The 21021-nt window shown below is 70.0% G+C and carries 22 protein-coding genes; 4 read left to right on the forward strand and 18 right to left on the reverse strand.

All coding sequences use genetic code 11. The annotated features are described in order from the left end of the window. Positions 1 to 13 precede the first annotated feature (13 nt). The 16 genes from ACX9GQ_RS11790 to ACX9GQ_RS11865 all read right to left on the reverse strand — a co-directional run bounded on the left by ACX9GQ_RS11790 (position 14) and on the right by ACX9GQ_RS11865 (position 15577). On the reverse strand, positions 14 to 712 hold the full coding sequence (locus tag ACX9GQ_RS11790) for a GntR family transcriptional regulator (RefSeq protein ID WP_459629734.1): 699 nt from the start codon (positions 710 to 712) through the stop codon (positions 14 to 16). Between the two features lie 227 nt (positions 713 to 939). Continuing rightward, entirely contained in the window at positions 940 to 1248 is a 309-nt protein-coding gene (locus ACX9GQ_RS11795) for a copper-binding protein (protein ID WP_459629735.1), read from the reverse strand. Positions 1249 to 1263: 15 nt separating this feature from the next. Further along, positions 1264 to 1752 carry a cupredoxin domain-containing protein gene (locus ACX9GQ_RS11800; RefSeq protein ID WP_459629736.1) on the reverse strand — a complete coding sequence of 163 codons (489 nt, stop codon included), beginning with the start codon at positions 1750 to 1752 and terminating at the stop codon, positions 1264 to 1266. Positions 1753 to 1771: 19 nt separating this feature from the next. Further along, the gene (locus tag ACX9GQ_RS11805) at positions 1772 to 3175 is read right to left on the reverse strand and encodes a multicopper oxidase family protein (RefSeq protein ID WP_459629737.1); all 1404 of its coding nucleotides are present in this window, start codon (positions 3173 to 3175) and stop codon (positions 1772 to 1774) included. Positions 3176 to 3192: 17 nt separating this feature from the next. Further along, positions 3193 to 4662, reverse strand: a complete 1470-nt coding sequence (locus tag ACX9GQ_RS11810) for a TolC family protein (protein ID WP_459629738.1) — start codon at positions 4660 to 4662, stop codon at positions 3193 to 3195. Further along, on the reverse strand, positions 4652 to 4876 hold the full coding sequence (locus ACX9GQ_RS11815; RefSeq protein WP_459629739.1) for a hypothetical protein: 225 nt from the start codon (positions 4874 to 4876) through the stop codon (positions 4652 to 4654). The genes ACX9GQ_RS11810 and ACX9GQ_RS11815 overlap by 11 nt, the downstream gene beginning before the upstream one ends. 120 nt (positions 4877 to 4996) lie before the next feature. Then, positions 4997 to 5458 (reverse strand): hypothetical protein, encoded by a 462-nt coding sequence (locus tag ACX9GQ_RS11820; protein WP_459629740.1) that lies wholly within the window; start codon positions 5456 to 5458, stop codon positions 4997 to 4999. Positions 5459 to 5531: 73 nt separating this feature from the next. Further along, on the reverse strand, positions 5532 to 6734 hold the full coding sequence (locus ACX9GQ_RS11825; RefSeq protein WP_459629741.1) for an acyl-CoA dehydrogenase family protein: 1203 nt from the start codon (positions 6732 to 6734) through the stop codon (positions 5532 to 5534). 23 nt (positions 6735 to 6757) lie between these two features. Next, the gene (locus tag ACX9GQ_RS11830; protein ID WP_459629742.1) at positions 6758 to 7531 is read right to left on the reverse strand and encodes an SDR family NAD(P)-dependent oxidoreductase; all 774 of its coding nucleotides are present in this window, start codon (positions 7529 to 7531) and stop codon (positions 6758 to 6760) included. A gap of 14 nt (positions 7532 to 7545) precedes the next feature. Beyond that, on the reverse strand, positions 7546 to 8586 hold the full coding sequence (locus ACX9GQ_RS11835; RefSeq protein WP_459629743.1) for a phosphotransferase family protein: 1041 nt from the start codon (positions 8584 to 8586) through the stop codon (positions 7546 to 7548). A gap of 183 nt (positions 8587 to 8769) precedes the next feature. Then, on the reverse strand, positions 8770 to 9615 hold the full coding sequence (locus tag ACX9GQ_RS11840; protein WP_459629744.1) for an HD domain-containing protein: 846 nt from the start codon (positions 9613 to 9615) through the stop codon (positions 8770 to 8772). A 101-nt stretch (positions 9616 to 9716) separates the two neighbouring features. Next, positions 9717 to 10499 carry an enoyl-ACP reductase FabI gene (fabI, locus tag ACX9GQ_RS11845; protein ID WP_459629745.1) on the reverse strand — a complete coding sequence of 261 codons (783 nt, stop codon included), beginning with the start codon at positions 10497 to 10499 and terminating at the stop codon, positions 9717 to 9719. Further along, positions 10496 to 12814 carry a DUF3141 domain-containing protein gene (locus tag ACX9GQ_RS11850; RefSeq protein ID WP_459629746.1) on the reverse strand — a complete coding sequence of 773 codons (2319 nt, stop codon included), beginning with the start codon at positions 12812 to 12814 and terminating at the stop codon, positions 10496 to 10498. Before ACX9GQ_RS11850 ends, fabI begins: the two co-directional genes overlap by 4 nt. 56 nt (positions 12815 to 12870) lie before the next feature. Then, entirely contained in the window at positions 12871 to 13365 is a 495-nt protein-coding gene (locus ACX9GQ_RS11855; protein WP_459629747.1) for a hypothetical protein, read from the reverse strand. A gap of 18 nt (positions 13366 to 13383) precedes the next feature. Further along, positions 13384 to 14592, reverse strand: coding sequence for an acetate/propionate family kinase (locus tag ACX9GQ_RS11860; protein ID WP_459629748.1), 1209 nt, complete (start codon positions 14590 to 14592; stop codon positions 13384 to 13386). Between the two features lies 1 nt (position 14593). Continuing rightward, positions 14594 to 15577, reverse strand: coding sequence for a phosphate acetyltransferase (locus tag ACX9GQ_RS11865; RefSeq protein ID WP_459629749.1), 984 nt, complete (start codon positions 15575 to 15577; stop codon positions 14594 to 14596). Positions 15578 to 15744: 167 nt separating this feature from the next. Here ACX9GQ_RS11865 and ACX9GQ_RS11870 point away from each other — a divergent pair, with 167 nt between their 5' ends. The 4 genes from ACX9GQ_RS11870 to ACX9GQ_RS11885 all read left to right on the forward strand — a co-directional run bounded on the left by ACX9GQ_RS11870 (position 15745) and on the right by ACX9GQ_RS11885 (position 18416). Next, positions 15745 to 16407, forward strand: coding sequence for a glutathione S-transferase family protein (locus tag ACX9GQ_RS11870; RefSeq protein ID WP_459629750.1), 663 nt, complete (start codon positions 15745 to 15747; stop codon positions 16405 to 16407). Positions 16408 to 16462: 55 nt separating this feature from the next. Then, entirely contained in the window at positions 16463 to 16744 is a 282-nt protein-coding gene (locus tag ACX9GQ_RS11875; RefSeq protein ID WP_459629751.1) for a hypothetical protein, read from the forward strand. Positions 16745 to 16841: 97 nt separating this feature from the next. After that, positions 16842 to 17807, forward strand: coding sequence for an aldo/keto reductase (locus ACX9GQ_RS11880; protein ID WP_459629752.1), 966 nt, complete (start codon positions 16842 to 16844; stop codon positions 17805 to 17807). Between the two features lie 171 nt (positions 17808 to 17978). Continuing rightward, complete coding sequence (locus ACX9GQ_RS11885) at positions 17979 to 18416, forward strand: hypothetical protein (protein ID WP_459629753.1); 438 nt, start codon at positions 17979 to 17981, stop codon at positions 18414 to 18416. 3 nt (positions 18417 to 18419) lie between these two features. Here the strand turns inward: ACX9GQ_RS11885 and ACX9GQ_RS11890 are convergent, their stop codons facing one another. Then, entirely contained in the window at positions 18420 to 19580 is a 1161-nt protein-coding gene (locus tag ACX9GQ_RS11890) for an iron-containing alcohol dehydrogenase (protein WP_459629754.1), read from the reverse strand. Between the two features lie 24 nt (positions 19581 to 19604). After that, a complete protein-coding gene (locus ACX9GQ_RS11895; RefSeq protein WP_459629755.1) occupies positions 19605 to 20996 on the reverse strand; it encodes an aldehyde dehydrogenase family protein in 1392 nt (463 codons plus the stop codon). Positions 20997 to 21021: the final 25 nt, after the last annotated feature.

The following is a 21021-nucleotide window of genomic DNA, read 5'->3' on the forward strand; positions in this document are numbered from 1 at the left end:
GGCGGTCCTCCCCTCAGGCCGCCGGAGCGGCGCTCGTCTCGCGTTCGGCCAGAGCAGCGCTGAGCGCCTCGGCCGCCGTCACGTCGTGCTCGACGGCGAGACGTTCCGCCCGGATCGACTCGCCCGAGACGATGGCGGCGAGGATGTCGGCGTGCTGGCGCCAGATCTCGGCCGGCGCCTCGCCGAGGCGCAGCACCTCGCCCATCGCGCGCCGCAGGAACCGCCAGTGCGGCTCCGCCGTGCGGGCCAGCAGCGGGTTCCCCGAAGCGCGGTAGATCAGGCCGTGGAACTCGGCATCGGCCCGCACCTGCCCGCCGACGTCGCCGGCTTCGACCGCCGCCTGCCCGCGCCGCAGCAGCGCCCGCCCCTCGGCGCCGATCGCCGCCGCGGCGGAGGGATTGTCCCGGACCTGCGCCGCCGCCCGCCGCGCGGCAAGCCCGTCGAGCGCGGCGCGGATGTCGTAGTGATGGCGCATCAGGTCGAGGTCGAGCGGCGTCACCTGCAGGCCCCGCCGCCCGATCTCCTCCACCATCCCGTCCGCCTTCAGCAGCGCCATCACCTGCTGGATGGGCTGCCGCGACACGCCGAACTGCGCCGCCAGCTGCTCCTGCACCAGATGCGCGCCGGGCTTCAGCGAGCCGTCGCAGATCGCGTCGACGATCACGTCGTACACCTGCTGCGTCAGGCTCGGCTGGGCCGGCAACAGCTTCATGGGCGCTTCCTTGAACTCTGAATTCAGAGTTCAATAGACGCGATGAGGGGTTTCGTCAACGCCGAAGGCGGGCGTTCTCGGAGACGTTTCGCCTTCCGGTTGCCGCTGGAGAGGCCGTGGGAAGGCGGTGGAAGAGCCGGGAACGGGCGGTTCAAACGCGAAAAGGCCGGCGGAGAGTGTCTCCGCCGGCCTCGGAAAGGGTCGAAAACGCCCCGGAAGGATACGGTTCAGTTCGCCTTGGCGATGGACGTGACGGTGAGCTGGCCGTTCACCCGGGCGGCGGTGAAGAGCACCTTGTCGCCCTTTTTCACCTGCTTCAGCATGGACTTGTCCCCGGCCCGGAAGACCATCTTCATCTCGCCCATGTCGAGATTGGGGATCGCCGCGTGGTCGATGGTGATCTTCTCGGCGCTCTCGTCGACCTTCTCGATCGTCCCCCTCACCTTCGGCGTTTCCTGCGCGAAAACGGGCGAAATCGCAGTGGAAACGGCCACCAGGGCGGCGAGAACGGTGCTCCGGGTCTTGCTGCGGGTCATGAGTTGATCTCCTCGCTACTTGACGATGACGGTTCCGGTCATGCCGGCTTCACGATGACCGGGGATGAGGCACGAGAAATCGAACGTTCCGGCCTTGTCGAAGCGCCACAGGATCTCCGACTTCTTCTTTGGCTCTACTCGCTTCGCGTTCGGGTCGTCGTGCTCCATGTCGGGGTTCTTCCTCATCTCCTCGGCGTGCCGGAGGTTCATTTCCAGCGTGCCGAGCACGAGTTCGTGGTCGAGCAGCCCGTCGTTCCTGAGCCGGAAGCGGATCTGCTCGCCCCTCTTCACCTCGATGCGGTTCGGGACGAAGGCCATCGTCCCGCTCCCCTCCTGCATCACGACCTCGACGGTCCTTGCAGGCTTGCGGGGGTCCCCCGGGCGCCCGAAGGCGTCCATCGCGTGCTTGTGGCCGGCGGGCCCGGAACCGGCCCATGCCGCGCCGCCAGTCACCGCCGCGCAGGCGAACGCGGCGATGAGCGCGGCAAGACGATGTCTCTTCACGGTCGAAACTCCTTCGAAATCAATGCTGTCCATGTCCGCCCTGCGACGGCCGCCTGCGCGGGTCGACGACGGAGAACGTCTGTCCCCTGGCATCGTCCGGCGGCCGTCCCGCCCGCGGCGGCGCGGGCACCGCGCCCTTCGCCTCGTAGGCCACGGTCCCGGGCGGGTGGCTGAACCAGCCGGGGTCCTTGTAGTCGTCCTTTGCCAGGCCCTCGCGCACCTTCACGACCGAGAACATGCCGCCCATCTCCACCGGACCGAACTGCGCGAAGCCGGTCATCATCGGCAAGGTGTTGTCCGGAAGCGGCATTTCCATGGAGCCCATCTCGCCCATGCCCGTCGATCCCATCGGCATGTATCCGGGAACGAGCTTCTTCAGCCGCTGGGCGAGGTCCTTCTTGTCGACGCCGATGTAGTTCTTCACCGAGTGGCCCATGGCATTCATCGTGTGGTGCGACTTGTGGCAGTGGATGGCCCAGTCGCCCGGTTCGTCGGCGACGAAATCGAACGAGCGCATCTGCCCCACCGCGCAGTCGATGGACACCTCCGGCCACGCCGCCTCCTCCGGCACCCAGCCGCCGTCCGTGCCCGAGACCTTGAACTCGTAGCCGTGCAGATGGATCGGATGGTTCGTCATGGTGAGGTTGCCGAAGCGGATCCTCACCTTGTCCCCCTTGCCCACGACCAGCGGGTCGATGCCCGGGAACACGCGGCTGTTCCAGCACCAGAGGTTGAACTCCAGCATGGTGTTCACCTTCGGCACGTAACTGCCCGCCTCGATGTCGAAGGCGTTGAGCAGGAAGGCGAAATCGCGGTCGACACGGCGGAACGCAGGGTCGCGCGGGTGCACGATGAAGAGACCCATCATGCCCATCGCCATCTGCACCATCTCGTCGGAGTGCGGGTGGTACATGAAGGTGCCGCTGCGACGCAGCTGGAACTCGTAGACAAACGTCTTCCCAGGCGGGATGTGCGGCTGGGTGAGCCCGCCGACCCCATCCATGCCGTTGGGCAGCCGCTGCCCGTGCCAGTGCACCGCCGTGTTCTCAGGCAGCCGGTTGGTGACGAAGATGCGGACCTTGTCCCCCTCCACGGCCTCGATGGTCGGGCCGGGCGACTGGCCGTTGTAGCCCCACAAATGCGCCTTCATGCCGGGCGCCATCTCGCGGATGACGGGCTCAGCGACGAGGTGGAATTCCTTCCAGTCGCCGTTCATGCGCCAGGGGAGCGTCCAGCCGTTGACGGTGACCGTCGGCTGGTAGTCGGGACCCGAGCCTGGGACGAGCGGCGGCTGGGTCGCCGGGCCGGGACTGACCGGCGCCTCGGGGATCGCCGCCGCCTGCGCCCGGCCGCTGACCATGGCGGCACCGGTGACGACGAGGCCGCCGCCGGCCCGGATGAGATGTCTGCGCGAGATGTCCATGTCGATCAGTCCCGTTCTCAGTGGCCGGCGGCCGCTTCGGCGCTGGCGGTCACGGCTCCGGCCCCGCCGCTGGAGGCCCCTGCCCCGCCCCCGGCAAGAGCGGCGCGCAGCTCCGCGTCCGCGATCCAGAAGTCCCGCCGCGCGTCGATGGCCTGCGCCTGCGCGAGGATGCGGCCGCGCACGTCCGCGACGAGGCTCGTCACGTCGACGAGCATGCCGCTGTACTGCAGCAGCGCCTCCTCCTGGATCTGCTTGCGCAGCGGCAGCACCGTCGTCTCGTAGTGGCGCGCGATGTCCCACGTGCCGCGATAGGCGAGATAGGCCTCGCGCGCCTCGGAGCGGACGTTGACCGCCTTCTCGGCGAGGCGGTTGGCGGCGCGCATGTAGCGCTGCTCGGCGTCCATCACACGCGCCTGCCCGAAGTCGAACAGCGGGATCTCGAAGTCGATGGCGAGCCCGCGGCGGGTGAGGGATTCCTTCTCGATCCCGCCATTCTCGGCGACGCCGATCTTGCGGTCGTACTTGCTCGTGCCCGCCAGCTCGACGTCGGTGGTGAAGCGCGTCGCCTGGGTGAGGCCGAGCGACTTGCCGAGGGCCTCCAGGTCGATCCGCGCCGCCTCGAGGTCGACGCGACGCGCCAGCGCCTGCGCTTCCACGTCCCGCGCAGTCTTCACGGCGGCGGGCAGCGGCGGCAGCGACGACGGCAGCCGCAGGTCGGTGTCAGGCCCCCACAGACCCAGCAGGCGGATGAGTCGCTCGCGCTCCAGCCGCTGCTGCAGCCGCGCCCGCGCCAGCTGGGAATCGAGCTCGGCGGCCAGCGCGTAGTCGCGGGCCTGGTCGAGCTTGTTCATTCCGCCGGTCTCGCCGAGCTTGCGGGCGAGTTCGGCCGTGGCATCCGTGGTCACCTTCGCCTGCTGCAGCGTCGCCACCTGCTGGTTGGCGGCGACGGTGCGAAAGTATTGCCGCCGCACGTCCGTCGCGAGCTTCAGCGTGGCCTCGGCGGCGCGCATCTGGGCGGCCCGCAGGGCGTCGCCCGCGATCTCGCGCCGGGCCGGCAACGTGGCCAGCTGGAACAGGTTGAGGAGGATGGCACGCTCGAGCTCCAGCTCGAGGCCGCCGCCGAGCCGGGACAACCCGACCTTCGGGTTCGGCGGCAGGCTCGCCTGCAGCAACGCCGCCTCCGAAACGCCGACCTCGTTGTAGGCGGCCTGCAATCCGCGGTTGCTGGCAAGCGCGACGCCCACCGCGGCCTCGGCGGTCAGCGGCCGCTTCAGCGCGGCCCTGACGCGGCCCGCCGCCTCCGCGGATTCCGCGTCGGTGGTGATGCGCGTCACGCCCTGGCCAAGTTCGGCCTTCGCGACGGAGTCGACCGGCGCGAGCGCGCCCTCGGGGCCCGTCGTGACGCAGCCGGACAGCACGACGGCGAGCACGCCGACGCCGCAGAGGCGGGCGGGAGCTGAACCCCGCGCACGAGGATCATTCGGCATGCGCGTTCCCCTTGGGCGCGACAGTCCTGTTGAGTTCGTCCCAGCCCTTCGGCTCGACGACCTCGAACCGTCCCACACCGGCGGTGACGGGGGCTGCGGGAACGGGGCGGACGACGTGCGTGGCGTCGGCTGGCCCGGCCAGGTAGGCCGGCACCGCGGGCGCGCAGCCCGCAAGGCCGATCGTCGCCAGCACCAGGGGCGACAGTCTGGGCATGGATAATCCGGATGGGTGGGCTCTGACATGCCGCCTCCACGGATGGGAGCGCAGCGCCGAAGCCTGACCTCGACCATGGACCCGACGGGGTCCGGCGGGCGGGCCGCGGCCCGCAGTCGCTCAGGCCGGTTTCGGCGGTCTCAGGAGCCCGTCGAAGGCGATCCCGCTCGGAAGGGGCAGCGCGACCATCACCACGATCGCGGCCATGGGCGCCCGCACGGCAACGCCCTGCGAAACCTGCTGGGTCATGGCGTGGCAGGTCACGTTGCAGCAGGTGGAGGACGCCGCGTCGCTGCCGCAGTGCTTCTGCCCGCCGTCGTGATCCGCACCTGCGTCCATGGCTGCATGCGCGTGTCCGCCCCCGTCGTGGAGGTGGCCGGCATGATCGGCCTGGGCGGCGACATGGTGGGCATCGTGGCTTTGCACCGCGGCGTGGCCATGCCCGGTCGTGATCCCGTGGGCCTGAGGCGCCGCAGCCGCGACGGCACGCGTCCCCGACAGCGGGAACAGGGCCAGCGCGATCGTCAGCAGCAGGGCGGCGATGCTCTTCATGGGGCTCAGGCGACCACGACCGAAGGCCATCGGTTCTCTCACATTCGGGTCCGCACGCCAAGCCGCTGGCGTCGCGGAAATGCCGCGGCATGCACCGGGGGCTTCAGGCCGCTGGCCACGACCAGAAGCCGCTGCCCTCCTTGTCGAGAAAGCCGTTCAGCACCATGCGGTGCACCTCGTCCGCGCCGTCCACGAGGCGCGCCTGCCGGGCATAGCGGTAGATCCATTCCAGCACGGTGTCGGTCGAGTAGCCGCGGGCACCGTTGATCTGGATCGCGACGTCCGCCGCCTGGTGCAGGAGGTTGGCGACGTGCACCTTGGCCATCGAGACCTCCTTGCGCGCGAAGCCGCCGCGGTCGAGCTCCCACGCCGCCTTCATGACGAGGAGACGGCCGATCTCGATGTCCATGGCGAGCTTGCCCAGCATCAGCTGGATGCTCTCCCGGTCGGCGAGGCGCACCCCAAACCCGGTGCGGACCGCCGCGTACTCCTTGGCGATCTCGACGCAGCGCTTCGACAGGCCGAGCCAGCGCATGCAATGCGTCAGGCGCGCCGGTCCCAGCCGGATCTGCGTGAAGCGCATCCCCTGCCCTTCCTCCAGCAGCCGGTTCTCGACCGGAATCTCGAGACCCTCGAAGGCGAGCTCGCAGTGGCCGCCGTGCTCCTCCGGCCCCATGATCCCGATGCGCCGGACGATGCGCCATCCCGGCTGGTCGCGATGGAACAGGAACGCCGTCAGGCCGTGGCGCGGATCGTCCGAGGTCCGCGCGATGAGGATGAAGTGCGCCGCGTCCTCGGCGCCGGTGATGAACCACTTGCGGCCCGTGACGACATAGACGTCGCCGCGGCGCACCGCCCGCGTGTCGATCATCTGCGGGTCGGATCCGCCGCCGGGATGGGGCTCGGTCATGGCGAAGGCGGACCGCACCTCGCCGCGCACGATCGGCTGCAGCCAGCGCTCCTGCTGGGCGGGCGTCGCCGTCTTCTCCAGCACCATCATGTTCCCGTCGTCGGGTGCGGCCGAGTTGAAGCAGACGGGCCCGAAGATGGACCGGTTCATCGTCTCGTAGCACGCCGCCATGCCGATCTTGCCGACGCCCAGACCACCCGTCTCGGGCTTCAGCTGCAGGCACCACAGGCCTTCGGCCTTCGCCTTGTCGCGGAGTGCGGCCAGAGGCGCCGCGGCAATGTTGCCGTGAGCGTCCCACGTGGAGCGGTCGGCTTCCACCGGCATGACCTCGCGCTCGACGAACGCGGCGATGCGGGCTCGGATGTCCTCGATCCGGGCGGGAAGGGTGAAGTCCATGGCCGATGCGTCCTTCGTGTCTGTCAGAGTCCCGTCACCAGATGCCCACCGTCGACGGCCAGCACCGAGCCGGTCATGAAGGCGGAGGCGTCCGACGCCAGCAGCAGGAAGGCGCCGTCCATGTCCTCCGGCGTCCCGATCCGGCGCATCGGGATGCGCTGGATCGTGCGCTGCCCCGCCTCGGTGGCGAAGAAGGCGGCATTGATGTCGGTGGCGACGTAGCCCGGGCAGAGCGCGTTGACGCGGATGCCGTAGCGCGCCCACTCCAGCGCCATGGCCTTCGTCATCTGCACGACGCCGGCCTTGGACACGGTGTACGGCGCCACGCCCTTGGCGACGTTGAGCCCGAGGATGGAGGCGACGTTGACGATGACGCCCGGCCGGCCGGCGTCACGCCATGCCCTCGCCGCCCCCACCGAGAGCAGGAAGGGCCCGCGCAGGTTGGTGTCGAGCACGCGGTCGAAGATGGCGGCGTCGACGTCGATGGCGGATTCGCTCGCCGCGACGCCGGCATTGTTGACCAGGACGTCGAGCGGCGGCGCGCCGTCGGCCACGGCGGTGGCGAGCGCCGACGCGATGGAGCCCTCGTCCGTCACGTCGAGGGCGACCGCCCGCGCATGCGGCGCCCCGGCCGCCGCGAGCTCGTTGACGAGCGTCTGCAGCCTGTCGATCCGCCGGGCGGCCACCGTCACGGCCGCGCCGCAGCCCGCCAGAAGCCGCGCGAAATGCTCGCCGAGGCCGCCGGACGCCCCCGTGACGAGCACGTGCCGGTCGCGCATGCGTGCGCCGAGATCCATGGACCGTTCCCCGCTCAGGACGACGCCATGGCGAGCGCATGGGCCCGCCGGGCGAAGTTGACTGCCAGCCGCCCCGTCTTCGCCGCGTTGGCATCCGCCGCCGTGCCGGTCCGGGCCCGGTCCGCGATGCCGACGAAGATCACGGCGAAGCGGAACAGCGCGAAGACGACGTGGAAGGGCCGGAGCCGCCCGGACGGCGCCGGCAGCCCCTCGTAGCGCGCCACGAACGCGTCCTGCGCCGGGATGCCGAGCGTCTCGATGTCGAGGCCGAGGATGCCGGAATACTCGTCCGGGCTCGAATGCCACGTCATGCAGCAGAAGCCGAGGTCGGCGAGCGGATCGCCCAGCGTCGCGAGCTCCCAGTCGAGGATGCCCACGACCCGCGGCTCGACCGGGTGGAACATCAGGTTGCCGAGCCGGAAGTCGCCATGCGCGATGGAGACGCGCCCGTCGTCCGGCGGCAGCTTGTCGGAGAGCCAGGCCACGACGGCGTCGAGCTCCGGGATGTCGTCCGTGGGGGACTCCTCCCACTGCCGCGACCAGCGCGCCAGTTGCCGCGCGAAGTAGCTGCCCGGCCGGCCGAAGTCCGCGAGACCGACCGTGGCCGGATCGACCGCATGGAGCGCAGCGAGCGTCTCCGCCATCGAGAAGTACATCGCCGTCCGGTCTGCCGGGGCGATGCCGGGCAGCGCGCAGTCGTGGAAGACGCGGCCCTCGAGCTTCTCCATGACGTAGAAGGGCGTGCCAAGCACCCCCGCATCGGCCTCGTAGAGCAGCGGGCGGGGCACCGGCACGGGCGTGCCCGCGAGGGCGCTCAGCACGCGGAACTCGCGGTCCACGGCGTGCGCCGAGGGAAGCGTCACCCCCGCAGGCTTCTTGCGCAGCACGGCGCCGCCGTCAGGAAAGGAGACGATGTAGGTCGGGTTGGACTGCCCGCCGCTGATCCGCGTCAGCTGCATCGGCCCCCGGGCGAAGGGGAGCCGGGCCGCCAGGTACTCGGCCAGGGCGGCGGGCTCGAAGTCGACGGGGCCCTGGTGGGAGGCGGCGGATGTCATGGCACGGCACTGCGATGGCAAAGATGCGGGCGACCGTCCGGCCACCGCGACGGCGCACATGGTGGCGCATCACCCTCCGTGGCGGCAAGGGCCTCGGATCGAGCCGCCCGATCCTGCCGGCACGGCCGCCTGCCGCAGACGGCACAGCCCGCGCCGCGGACGGAGACGGGACTCCCGCGTCGCTCAGGTCGTGGGGTCGGCCTGCAGCGTCGTGCGCCCACGCTCGGCGGCGAAGACGTTGCTGTCGAGGCGGGCGATCCACGCCCGTCCGTCGGCGGTGACGCTGAGGTAGCGCATGGCGAGCCCCAGGTGGGGCGAGATCGACTTCCAGAAGAAGTCCGGATAGCGCTCGATGACGTCGGCGGCGGAGGTGTAGCCGAGTTGCACGTCGAGCCCCGTCTCGCGGAACTCGCAGAACAGCGCGAAGGCCTTGCGCAGGTAGGCCGGGTCGCCGAGCTGTCCGATCAGGTCGGCGGCGCGCACGAGGACGCCGTCCTCGGTCTCATCGTTGCTGATGGCCGCGGGAAAGCGCGTGGACTCGATGGCGTTGGCGATCCGCCGGGCATCGATGAACCCGGCCCCGTCGCCGAGGCGCTCCAGCACGAAGAGCTTGCTGCGGTCCACGTGGTAAGCCGAGAGCCAGGCGTCCGAGGCGCCGCGCGGCAGCTCCACCGTCTCTCCGTGCATGCTGGCGACGTAGCGCGGCGGCCGGTCGTCGTTCAGCACGCCCCGGACGTAGCCGATGTCGTGGTAGAGGCAGGAAATGAGGACGTGCAGCCAGTCCTGCGGCGTCGTCTTCTTCAGGAGGTAGCGGCCGCGCATGATGTCACGGGCCACGAGCGTCACCATCATGGTGTGCTCGACGTTGTGGTACGGCGCGTCGCTGAGCCCGATGCATTCGAGCGCCAGCCGCGCCGCCGTCTCGATGCCCTCGGCCAGCGGGGCCTCCGACGATCCGAACGTCCGGCGAAAATCCTCGGCCAGGAAGGGCCCCAGCGCATCGGCGGCCAGTTCTGACACGGTGAACATCGTCGCCTCCGTCGCGTCGCGCCAACGTCACGCTCAGGCTCGCCGCGCCGGCTGTCAACCGCTTCGTGCTGTCGCAGCAGTGCACCCGCGATGGCCGAACCTCACGCCATGATGCTCAGGCCTCCGTCCACGTAGACCGTCATGCCCGTCAGCCGGTGGGCGAAGGGCGTGGCGAGATAGGCCGTCGTCACGCCAACGTCGTCGATGTCCACGAGTTCACCGACGGGCGCGCGGTCGACCGCCTCGGCCAGCATCTGGTCGAAGTCCTTGAGCCCCGAGGCCGCGCGGGTCTTGAGCGGGCCGGGCGAGACCGCATGCACACGAATGTGCTTCGGCCCCAGTTCGTGCGCGAGGTACCGCACGCTGCTCTCGAGCGCCGCCTTCACCGGGCCCATCAGGTTGTAGTTGGGAACCACCCGCTCCGCCCCAAGGTAGCTCATGGCGAGCAGGGTGCCGCCGTCGGTCATGAGCGGCTCGGCGAGCCGCGCCATGCGCAGGAACGAGTGGCACGAGATGTCCATCGCCTTGGCGAAGCCCTCGGCGGAGCTGTCGACCAGGCGGCCCTGCAGGTCTTCCTTCGGCGCGAAGGCGATGGAATGCAGGGCGACGTCGAGGCGACCCCAGGTCGACCGGATGCGGTCGAAGACCGCTTCCAGCTCTCCGGGAACGGAGACGTCGCAGGGCATCATGATCGACGCTTCCAGCTCCCTCGCCAGCGGCTCGACATGCGGTCGAGCCTTGTCGTTGAGCCACGTGACCGCGAGGTCGGCGCCGATGCGGCGGAAGGCGCGCGCGCAGCCATAGGCGATGGAGGACTCGTTGGCGATGCCCAGCACGAGCACCTTCTTGCCCGCAAGCGGGAGTCCGGCCGGAAGCTCGATCATGACCGCCCTCCCCGCCCGGCGCGCTTCGGACGTGCGGCGACCGCGAGCGACACCACGCGGTCGTCGCGTGCCGTTTCCGGACCCAGCAACTCGTGGAAGCGGGCGAGCAGGCGTTTCTGGCTCTCGTTGAGGTCGAGCGTCTGCCCGAGCTTGTCGAACAGGTCGAGCGCGGCCTTGCGGTCCGCGGGAGTCGTGAGGAGGCTCGGCAGCGTGGCAATGGCCTTCTCGCGCGCGAACTCCACGATCGCGGATTGCTGCCGCACCCGCTGGCGCAGGACATCGGGGTCGAGCGCCACGATGTTCAACTCGCGCGCGACGACGTCGATGGCCGCCTGGGACGTGGACAGTCGCCGGCGCCCCGTGCCCGCCTTGATGGCCAGCATCGCCATGCGCGCCGCCGCATCGTAGAAGTCGCCCCTGTCGGCATGGGCGATGGCGTCTCGCACGAAGGCCTCGCCCGGGACCTCCTCCTCGGGCAGCGTCACGGTCCGCGGCGGCCGGCCGACCGCCTCGGCGACGGCCATGGAGCCGTAGATGCTGAAGAAGAGGTACTCGCCGAGGGCGTCGCGGGTGGCGCGGTAGAGTTCCAGCGCGCTGCTGGCGAGCGTGACGGCGAAGCGCTCGCCGAGGACGGCCGGCCCCCGGTCGTCGCGCGGCGCGCGGTTGACCCTGGCGAGTTCCGCCGCGGACTTCACCCCCGTCATCGCCGGGTTGAGCCCCGACAGGGCCCAGCGCTGGACGCGCAGAGGGTGGAAGGCCCGCACGATCTCGGCGGAGGCCGGGCTCACGGTTGCGGACAGCCACGGATGCACGAAGGCCTCGTAGGCCGTCTCCCAAACCTCGGAGACCTGCGCGACCGAGGTGAACGGAATCTCGTCCTTGCGGTCGTACTTCTGGAGCTTGCGCAGGTCCTCGACCCGGTGCTCGACCAGCGAGACGTCGTAGTGGACGTTGCCCGCCTTGTCCTTCCTCTCGTCGATCTGCATCGCATAGAGGCCCGGCGGAAGGGTCTCGATCTGGTGCAGCAGCTCGACGATCTGCGCATGCTCCTTCGTCGCCACGCTGCCCGACACGAAGATGCCGAGGTGGCCGACGCTCTGGTGCATCAGGCCGACGATCACCTGCCCGTTGGCCTTGAGGTGCTCGGTGGTCTGGTAGAGGTCGGTCACCCAGTTAATCGCCTGCTGGGGCGGCGTGATGTTGTCGCCCAGCGACGCGAAGACGACGATCGGGGAGCGGATCGACCGCAGGTCGAACGCCCGTCCCTCGGACCACTCGGCCTCGCCGGCGGAGAGCTTGTTGCCGATGAACAGGTTCTCGACGATCCACTTGATCTCGGACCGGTTGAGCAGGAAGTAGCCGCCCCACCACCGCTCGAAGTCCAGGAAGCGCTCGGGCTCCGTGTCGATGCGCGAGAACAGCGTGTAGTACTTGTCGACGAAGGTGTTCGCCGGATTTGCGTTCTCGAAGTTCGACACGAGATCGGCGCCGTCGAAGACGCCACCGCCGAGGTCGGCGGCGAGCAGCGCCGGCCACACGCCGCCGAGCAGGCCGCCCGCATAGCGCATCGGGTTCTCGGCGTCGTTGCCCGCCCAGTACGACATGGGCGCGCCGTTGATGACGATCGGTCCGACGAGATCGGGTTCCATGGCGCCCACGAGCATGGCCGCCCAGCCGCCCTGGCAGTTGCCGATCAGGATCGGCCGGCCGGTGTCGGGATGGCGCTGGCGCACGATGCGCAGGAACTCAGCTTCCGCCCGCGACACGTCCGCCAGCGTCTGGCCCGGCTCGGGTCGAGGAAAGAAGGAGACGAAATACACCGCGTGGCCGGCCTTCATCGCGACGCCCACCTCGGAGTCGGCCTTGAAGCCGCCGATGCCCGGCCCGTGGCCGGCGCGCGGGTCGATGATGACGAACGGACGCCGCCGGGGATCGACCGGGGTGTCGTCGCCCGGCAGGATCCGCAGCAGGACGTAGTTCACCGGTCGCTCGAAGGTGCGTGCATCGGCGATCGTCTCGTACGGGAACTTGAGGAGCGGCGGCTTGCCGGCCTTCTCATGCTCCAGCCAGTTGTCGCCGCGCTGGCGCAAAGTGTCCCAGAACAGGGCGCTGCGCTGGGCGAAGTCGATCCAGTAGGAGGTGGCATCCTTCCAGAGGCCCGCCGGCTCCGGGTGCCGGGCGGCCAGCCCTTCCATCATGGCGCGGCCGGCGGCCTGGGTGGTGTGCAAGTAGGCCGTCGACGCCGTCGCCAGCCGCTCGTGGAAGAGCCGGGCCAGCCGCGCGTGGAGGAAGGTGGTCTCGGTCTGGGTCGTCATCTCGACCTCCGTGGCGGGCGCGGGGCCGATGGCGCCCGCGCCGGTAAGGAACACCGTCAGTGCTTCTTCTGATCGGCCCAGCTCAGGAACATGCCGACGTCGCCAGGCATGCCGCCCGGCCACTCGATGATGAGGGCCTTGAGGCGATAGCCAGCCGGGCGCACGTGGTCGCGCCAGAACTCGTAGGCCTGTCGCGGACGGCCCGTCAGCGAGTCCGGCCACTCGGCATCGCCGTTGTTGATCGCGCGGCCATGGTCGGAGCAGAGCGCCACGGGAAAGCGCATGACGAGGACCTCCGTCTCGCCGCGCTCCGCCGCGCGGCGTACGGCGGCCTTCAGGCGATCCGCCACGGTCTTGATCACCTCCGGCGTGAGCTTCATCGGCTCGGAGAGCTGCTTGATCAGTTCGCGACGCGCCTTCTCGGCGCTGTCCATGGCATCCACCGCCTTGGACGCCTTCGCCATCTCCATCTGGTTCATGTACGAGCGCAGCTCGTTGGCGGACATGAAGGACTCGTCGCCGAGCTGGCCGTGGACGCTGGTGTCGGACATCGTCGTTCTCCGTTCTCTTCAGGGTTTTCTGGCGCCGAGAAGGGCGGCCATGTGCCGCGCGATCGCAAGTTCTTCGTTGGTGGGGATGACCCACGCCGCCGGCCCCTCGCCGCGCGTGATGCAGGGCCCGCCGGCACCGTTCGCATCCGGATCGAGCCGGAAGCCCAGCCACTCCAGCCTCGCGAGCACCTCGGCCCGCGTGGCCGCGTCATTCTCGCCGATGCCTGCGGTGAAGACGAGGCCGTCGAGTCCTCCGAGAGCGGAGGCCAGCGAGCCCACCTCGCGGGCGATCCGATACACGAAGAGATCGAGCGCCGTTCGCGCGTCCGGGTTCTCCCCCGCAGCCTCGCGCAACGCGCGCATGTCGTTCGACAGGCCCGAGACCCCGGCGAGACCGCACTTCGTGTAGAGGAACTTCTCGGCGGCGTCGGGCGTGAGGCCCAGCTCGCGCATCAGGTAGAACACCACGGCCGGATCGATGGCCCCGCTGCGGGTGCCCATCATCAGTCCGTCGAGGGCGGAGAAGCCCATGGTCGAGGCGACGCTCCGCCCTGCCTGCATCGCGCAGGCGCTGGCCCCGTTGCCGAGGTGGCAGACGACGACGCGCCCCTGCGCGAGGTCCGGGCTGAACCGGGCGAGCGAGCCCGAGATGAACTCGTAGGACAGGCCGTGGAAGCCGTAGCGAACGACCCCCTTCTCGGTCAGTTCCCTGGGAAGCGCGAAGAGCTGCGCCAGGCGGTCCTGGGTCCGGTGGAAGGCGGTGTCGAAGCACGCCACCTGCGGCATCGCGGGCATCCGGTCGCGGATGATCCGGATCGGCGCGAGGTTGTGCGGCTGGTGCAGCGGCGCGAGGGGTACGTATCGCTCCAGCGCCGCGACGACCGCGTCGTCGACGAGCACCGGGGCGGAGAACTCGCGCCCGCCATGAACGACACGATGGCCCACGCCCGCCAGCCTCCGGCCTGACAGCGCGTCGCGGGCCCAGCCGAAGAGCCGCTCCAGCGCGTCGGCGTGGCCCTGCCCGGCGTCCGGCACCCATTCCATCCGGGCCACCGTGGCGCCGGCCGCATCACGCAGGGCGCCCCGGGCGGGCGCATCGTGCGTGGCGCCCGACAGCCCCTCGAACAGTCCCTTGAAGAGGGCCTTCTCGCCACGGCCATCGGCGTCGAACACCTGGACCTTGAGGCTCGACGACCCGGCGTTGAGGACGAGGGAGATGTCGCCCATGTCACACCGCCGGGAGCGCGGCGCGCTTGCGGGCGGCATCCGCGACGAGGGAAGCCACCGCGCAGGACGCGAGGCGCGTCGTCTCGCTGTCGGCCCGGCTCGTCAGGATCACGGGCACCCGGGCACCGAGCACGATGCCCGCGGCGTCGGCGTTGGCCAGGAAGGTCAGGCTCTTGGCCAGCATGTTGCCAGCCTCGAGATCGGGCACGACGAGAACGTTGGCCCGTCCGGCGACGGGCGACTGGATCTTCTTGATCCGCGCGGCGCCGAGGTCGATGGCGTTGTCGAGGGCGAGCGGCCCGTCGACGAGCGCGCCCGTGATCTGCCCGCGGTCCGCCATCTTGCACAGGGCCGCAGCCTCGATGGTCGAGGGAACCTTGGCGTTCACCGTCTCCATCGCGGAGAGAATGGCGACCCGCACCTCCGGCAGGAACAGCGCATGGGCAAGGTCGATCGCGTTCTGCACGATGTCGACCTTCTCCTCCAGCGTCGGCGCGATGTTGACCGCAGCGTCAGTGATGATGAGCGGGTCCGGGTGGTCGGGAACGGCCATGACGAAACAGTGGCTGATGCGCCGTGCTGTCCGCAGGCCGCCCTCGCGCCCGACCACGGCGCCCATGAGTTCGTCGGTGTGCAGGCTGCCCTTCATCAGCGCCTCCGCGTCCCCGCAGCGGACAAGCGCAACGGCCTTCGCGGCGGAATCGTGGCTGTGGTCGGAAGGGACCTGCCGGAAGCGCGTGAGATCAAGCTTCGCCTTGGCGGCGGCTGCCTCGATCCTGGCCGGCGGACCGACGAGGATCGGCTCGATCAGCCCGAGTTCCGCCGCCTCGACGGCGGCACCGAGCGACACCTCGTCGCAGGGGTGCGCGACCGCCACCTTCAGCTTCGGCAAGGCACGTGCGGCGGCCAGAAGGCGGCCGTACTTCTCGTGCTCGCGGGGGAACGACACGCTGCTCTCCTGTCGGTTCGGCCGCTCGAAAGTCACCCCGCTTGTCCATCAGGGCGGACCGTCGGTCGGCTCATGGTTGCAGGCAGGATAGTGTGCACTGCAGCAAACGTCATTGACGGAGGTCAACCGGATGGTCGCGTCTCGCTTCGGACGAGCCGGGGCCTTAGCGTGGGGTCGCAGATTCGCAGCAGGAGAGAACCGGCGTGTCCCTCAAGATCTATGGCGTCCTTCGGTCCCGCGCCTCGCGCAACGTGTGGTTGGCCCATGAACTGGGGCTGCCCTTCGAGAGCATCCCGGTCATCCAGGCCTATCGCCTGTCCGACCCGGCCGCCGCCGACGCGCCGCTGAACACGGCCTCCCCGTCCTTCCGGGCGGTCAACCCGAACGGTCTCATCCCGACGCTCGACGACGACGGCTTCCGGCTGAACGAGTCGCTCGCGATCAACCTCTACCTCGCCAAGAAGGCCGGCGGCCCCCTCGCTCCCCGCGACCTGCAGGAGGATGCGCTGATGACCATGTGGGCGCTGTGGGCCGTGACCGAGTGCGAGCCCCACGCGCTGCAGATCCTCTACCACCGCGTGGCGAAGCCGCCGGAGGAGCGCGACCCGAAGTTGGTGGAGACCTGCATCGCGACGCTGCGCCGGCCCTTCGCCGTGCTCGAGCAGACGCTCTCCTCGGGCGGCGGCTTCGTCGTCGGCGGGCGCTTCACCGTCTGCGACATCAACCTCGCGGAGATCTTCCGCTACGCGCAGCCGGCGCCGGAACTCTTCGCCGAGGCCCCCTCGGTGAAGGCGTGGATCGAGGCGTGCCAGGCGCGCCCCGCGTTCCAGGCCATGATGGCCGCGCGCAACACCGAACCCGCCTGACGAACGCCGGGCGCCCGGCGGCGTTGACCGTGCCCAACCCGAGGAGGAGCACGGCATGGCCAACGCCAGCAAGACGCACATGGGGCCCGCGCCGTCCGGCAAGGGCGACGGCAGCGGCGCGATGACGGACGACAGCATCGTCGAGGGGCGCCTCGGCGAGAACATGGTGCTGTCGAACCGCGACAAGGCGATGCACACCGCCGAGCGCGGCCTCGACGGCAAGAGTGTCCAGACCGAGCAGTTCCAGGACCACAGCGCCAACCACGCGGACGACCCGGCCCCGCCGGACGACGGACAGACGCGGGAACAGCCCGCCGCGGACACGCCCGGCGGCTGAGCCCGGCGCCGACGGCGGGGCTGCCCCTTGGCCCGACCGCTTGCGACGCGGCCTGAGTCAGCGAGAATGAACGGCGACAGGACCCCGGGAGCCCGCCATGACCGACCGCGACTACGTCACCCTCCCGCGCACGGACCTGCAGGTCTCGCGCATCTGCCTCGGCGGGAACCGGCTCGGCGGAGAACTCGACCAGTCGGCGTCGTTCGCACTGCTCGACGCGTTCGTGGAGCGGGGCGGGACGTTCATCGACAGCGCCCACGTCTACGCCAACTGGATCAAGGGGAACGAGCGCAGCAGCAGCGAGAAGACGCTCGGACGCTGGCTGAAGGCGCGGGGCGGCGCGCATGGTGTCGTCATCGCCACCAAGGGCGGATCGCCGGAGCCCGAGACGCCGGAGGTCCGGCGTCTCGACGAGACGTCGATCCGCCGCGACGTCACCGAGGCCCTCGAGAACCTCGGCGTGGCCTCCCTCGACCTCTTCTACCTGCACCGCGACGACCCCGATCGGCCGGTGGAGGAGATGCTGGGCGTGGTGGAAACGCTGCGGCGGGAGGGCCTGATCCGCCACTACGCCTGCTCGAACTGGCCCGGCATCCGGATGGAGGAGGCCGCCGAGATAGCCCGCCGCAACGGCTGGAGCGGCTTCGTCGCCAGCCAGTCCGAGTGGAGCCTCGCCGTGCGCAATCCGGGCACCGCGTCCGACGACCTGCTGCAGATGAACGACGCGATGATGCTCGCCCACAAGCGGCTGTCGCTGCCCGCGATCCCCTACTCGTCGCAGGCGCGCGGCTTCTTCGACAAGTTCGCGGCAGGCCAGGTCGATGCGGTCACGGCCGCGAGATACGACAACGAGGTGAACCGGCGAAAGGGGCACGCCGTCGCCGAAATGGCGCGACGCCACGGCGCGACGCCCACGCAGGTCATGCTGGCCGCCATGATGCGCTCACCGTTCCTCACCATCCCGATCGTCGGTTGCCGGACCCCGGAGCAGGTGGCCTGGAGCTGGGGATCGCTGCGCGTCGACCTGTCCGACGACGAGGTCTCGGCCCTTGCCGCCGCGTAGCAGCACAACGCCGCAATAGACATTCGTCAATACTCGAAGAGAACAACTACAGGTTGAAGTATCGAGCTCTATTCGAAGCAGTTCTCACTTTATTCACGAACCCGACGCTAGGCTCGGTCACAGTGCAGCGCAGTGTGGGCGGCAGGTAGTCCTGCGCCGGGGCGGGTCTCCATGGACGGACGGGACGCGGTGATGGGGGCTTCCTCGACGACGGTTCTGGTCGAGGGCCGGCCGCACCAGCTCGTGCGCCGCGCCATCTACCGCCTCGACCAGGGGTTGCCGGAAGAGCTCTGGCATGTCGGGGCGCCGTGCGCCGTGGCCGTCATGCGGTTCGAGAATCGGATCGTGACGATCTTCGACCTGGACCGCGCCGCAGACCAGGATCCGCTCGCGCCGCTCTTCCTCCACGTGGTGGAGATCGGCACCCGTCTCGTCGGACTACTGACGCGCAGCGAGAGCCACATGCTCCCGCTGCCGCGCGACCTGCTCCTGAGTTCGCCCGAGTTCGAGCCCGTCTCCGGCTTCGCGGTGGTGGACGACGACGTCGGCGATGTCGTCGCCTTGCCGGAGTGGAAGGGTGTCTCCTCGGCCGTGAGGCTGGAAGCCTGACGCTCAGGCCACCCGCCCCGCCAGCGCAGCCTCGAAGATCGACCGAGCGGCGTCCTTGGTGAGTTCCACCGGATTGCCGCCCGCCGTGGGATCCACGACCGCCATCTCGACGATCTCGCCGATGCGGGCGTCGTCGACGTTCAGCCCGGCCAGCGTGGCAGGCACCCCGACCTCGGTCCGCAGCGCGAGGATCCAGCCCATGAAGGCGTCGAAGGTCGCCGGCAGCCCGAGATAGCCGGCGAGGCGCCCGAGGCGTTCCGCAACCGCCGGGCGATTGAACGCCAGCACGTAGGGCATGAAGACCGCATTCGTCATGCCGTGATGCGTGCCGTAGAGCGCGCCGACCGGGTGGGACAGCGCGTGAATGGCCCCGAGACCCTTCTGGAACGCGGTCGCGCCCATGGCGGCGGCGGCCATCATCTGCGCCCGCGCCTCGATGTCCGAGCCGTTCTTCACCGCGCGAGGCAGGTAGTCCTTCACGAGGCGGATGCCCTCGGCGGCAATGCCGTCGGCGAGCGGATGGAAGCCCGGCGCGCAATAGGCCTCGAGGCAGTGCGCCAGCGCGTCCATGCCCGTGCCGGCCGTGACGCCGGCCGGAAGGCCGACGGTCAGCTCGGGATCGCAGATCACCACCGCAGGCATCATCTTCGGGTGGAAGATCACCTTCTTGGTGTGGGTGGCGGCATTGGTGATGACGCCGGCGCGCCCCACCTCGGAGCCGGTTCCGGCCGTCGTCGGCACGGCGACGATGGGCGCGATGCCGGCGGGGTTGGCCCGAGTCCACCAGTCGCCGATGTCCTCGAAGTCCCACATCGGCCGGGTCTGCCCCGCCATGAAGGCGATGACCTTGCCGCAGTCGAGCGCCGAGCCGCCGCCGAAGGCGATGACGCCGTCATGGCCGCCCGCGCGGTAGACCGCGAGCCCGTCCTCGACGTTCGCGTCCACGGGGTTGGGCTGCACGCGGTCGAACACGGCCGTGGGGATGCCGGCCTCGGCGAGCACCGCGAGCGCCTTCTTCACGATCGGCAGCCCGGAGATGCCGGGATCCGTGACGAACAGCGGCCGGGAGATGCCCGCCGTCTTGCAGGCCTTCGCCAGTTCGGCGATGCGGCCCGCGCCGAAGCGCACGGAGGTGGGATAGTTCCAGTTGGCGGAAAGGGTCATCGGGGCACCGCAGGTCAGGAGGTGTCAGAAGGACACGCGAAGGTGGAAGGATTTCGGCCGGGTCAATGTCTCGTAGCCGACGCGCGACAGCGTGGCGCCGCGGCCCGTGTCCTTGACGCCGGTCCAGGCGAGCGCGGGATCGAGATAGTCGCACCGGTTCATGAAGACGGTGCCCGTCTCGACCTCGGCGCCGATGCGCGCGGCCGCCTCGGGATCGCTCGTCCAGATCGAGGCCGTGAGGCCGTAGTCGCTGTCGTTCATGAGGCGGATCGCCTCCTCGTCGCTCTCGACGGGCATGATGCCGACGATCGGCCCGAAGCTCTCCTCGCGCATGATCGACATGGCGTGCGTCACGCCGGTCACGATCTGCGGCGCCATGTAGGGCGTTCCCGCTGCGTCGCGGGCGAAAAGCGACGGATCGACGAGCGCGCGGGCACCGGCCGCAACGGCCTCGGCCACCTGCCCGCGGCAGAACGCGGCCGCATCGGCCTTGACCATCGGCCCCAGCGTCGTCGCCTCGTCGAGCGGGTCGCCCAGAACGTAGGTCTTCGTGAGCGCCACCGCGCCGTCGACGAAGGCGTCGAAGAGGGTGCGATGGACGTAGATCCGCTCGATGCCGCAGCACGACTGCCCGGAGTTGAAGAACGCACCGTCGACGAGGTTCTCGATCGCCTGCGCGAGATCGGCGTCGGCGCGGACATAGGCGGGATCCTTGCCGCCGAGTTCAAGCCCGAGCCCGGTGAAGGTGCCGGCCGCCGCCGCTTCCATCGCACGACCGCCCGCCACCGAGCCGGTGAAGTTCACTTGGTCGACCTCGCCGCCGCGGATGATCCTCGCCGTCGCGTCATGGGTGAGCGCGAGCGTCTGGTAGAGACCCGCGGGCAGCCCAGCCTTCTCGAAGGCCATGCGGAAGCGCTCGCCCACGAGCAGCGTCTGGGCGGCGTGCTTGAGGATCACCGCGTTGCCGGCCATCAGCGCCGGCACGACCGAGTTCACGGCCGTGAGGTACGGGTAGTTCCACGGAGCGATGACGAAGACGACGCCGAGCGGGTCGCGCGCGATCCAGCGCTGGAACTTGTCCTTCGGCTCCGGCTTCACCGGCGCCAGCGCGTCCGCGGCGATGCCGATCATGTAGCGCGCGCGCTCCTCGAAGCCGCGCAGCTCGCCCGCGCCGTAGCGCACCGGCCGACCCATCTGCCAGGCGAGCTCGGGGACGATTTCGTCCTTCATCGCGAGCATGGCGTCGACCGCCGCCGAAACGACGGCGGCGCGCGCGGCAATCGGCTCGCGCCGCCATGCCGCCTGCGCCGTCCGGGCCGCGGCGATGGCGCGCTCGATCTCGGACGCCGAGGCGGCGGGCCTCTCCGCATAGACGCGGCCGTCGACGGGGGAGACGCAGCGGATGATGTCGGTCATGGCAACCTGCGAAGACTGGGGCGTG

The sequence above is a fragment of the Alsobacter sp. R-9 genome (assembly GCF_054612375.1).

Bases quoted from the DNA above. Each gene is read 5' to 3' on its own strand.
- ACX9GQ_RS11880 (WP_459629752.1), top strand. From the start codon at position 16,842: ATGACCGACCGCGACTACGTCACCCTCCCGCGCACGGACCTGCAGGTC.
- ACX9GQ_RS11795 (WP_459629735.1), bottom strand. From the start codon at position 1,248: ATGACCCGCAGCAAGACCCGGAGCACCGTTCTCGCCGCCCTGGTGGCC.
- ACX9GQ_RS11860 (WP_459629748.1), bottom strand. From the start codon at position 14,592: ATGGGCGACATCTCCCTCGTCCTCAACGCCGGGTCGTCGAGCCTCAAG.
- ACX9GQ_RS11875 (WP_459629751.1), top strand. From the start codon at position 16,463: ATGGCCAACGCCAGCAAGACGCACATGGGGCCCGCGCCGTCCGGCAAG.
- ACX9GQ_RS11820 (WP_459629740.1), bottom strand. From the start codon at position 5,458: ATGGCCTTCGGTCGTGGTCGCCTGAGCCCCATGAAGAGCATCGCCGCC.
- ACX9GQ_RS11890 (WP_459629754.1), bottom strand. From the start codon at position 19,580: ATGACCCTTTCCGCCAACTGGAACTATCCCACCTCCGTGCGCTTCGGC.
- ACX9GQ_RS11885 (WP_459629753.1), top strand. From the start codon at position 17,979: ATGGACGGACGGGACGCGGTGATGGGGGCTTCCTCGACGACGGTTCTG.
- ACX9GQ_RS11815 (WP_459629739.1), bottom strand. From the start codon at position 4,876: ATGCCCAGACTGTCGCCCCTGGTGCTGGCGACGATCGGCCTTGCGGGC.
- ACX9GQ_RS11805 (WP_459629737.1), bottom strand. From the start codon at position 3,175: ATGGACATCTCGCGCAGACATCTCATCCGGGCCGGCGGCGGCCTCGTC.
- ACX9GQ_RS11850 (WP_459629746.1), bottom strand. From the start codon at position 12,814: ATGACGACCCAGACCGAGACCACCTTCCTCCACGCGCGGCTGGCCCGG.
- ACX9GQ_RS11830 (WP_459629742.1), bottom strand. From the start codon at position 7,531: ATGGATCTCGGCGCACGCATGCGCGACCGGCACGTGCTCGTCACGGGG.
- ACX9GQ_RS11835 (WP_459629743.1), bottom strand. From the start codon at position 8,586: ATGACATCCGCCGCCTCCCACCAGGGCCCCGTCGACTTCGAGCCCGCC.
- ACX9GQ_RS11790 (WP_459629734.1), bottom strand. From the start codon at position 712: ATGAAGCTGTTGCCGGCCCAGCCGAGCCTGACGCAGCAGGTGTACGAC.
- ACX9GQ_RS11895 (WP_459629755.1), bottom strand. From the start codon at position 20,996: ATGACCGACATCATCCGCTGCGTCTCCCCCGTCGACGGCCGCGTCTAT.
- ACX9GQ_RS11855 (WP_459629747.1), bottom strand. From the start codon at position 13,365: ATGTCCGACACCAGCGTCCACGGCCAGCTCGGCGACGAGTCCTTCATG.
- ACX9GQ_RS11810 (WP_459629738.1), bottom strand. From the start codon at position 4,662: ATGCCGAATGATCCTCGTGCGCGGGGTTCAGCTCCCGCCCGCCTCTGC.
- ACX9GQ_RS11825 (WP_459629741.1), bottom strand. From the start codon at position 6,734: ATGGACTTCACCCTTCCCGCCCGGATCGAGGACATCCGAGCCCGCATC.
- fabI (WP_459629745.1), bottom strand. From the start codon at position 10,499: ATGATCGAGCTTCCGGCCGGACTCCCGCTTGCGGGCAAGAAGGTGCTC.
- ACX9GQ_RS11840 (WP_459629744.1), bottom strand. From the start codon at position 9,615: ATGTTCACCGTGTCAGAACTGGCCGCCGATGCGCTGGGGCCCTTCCTG.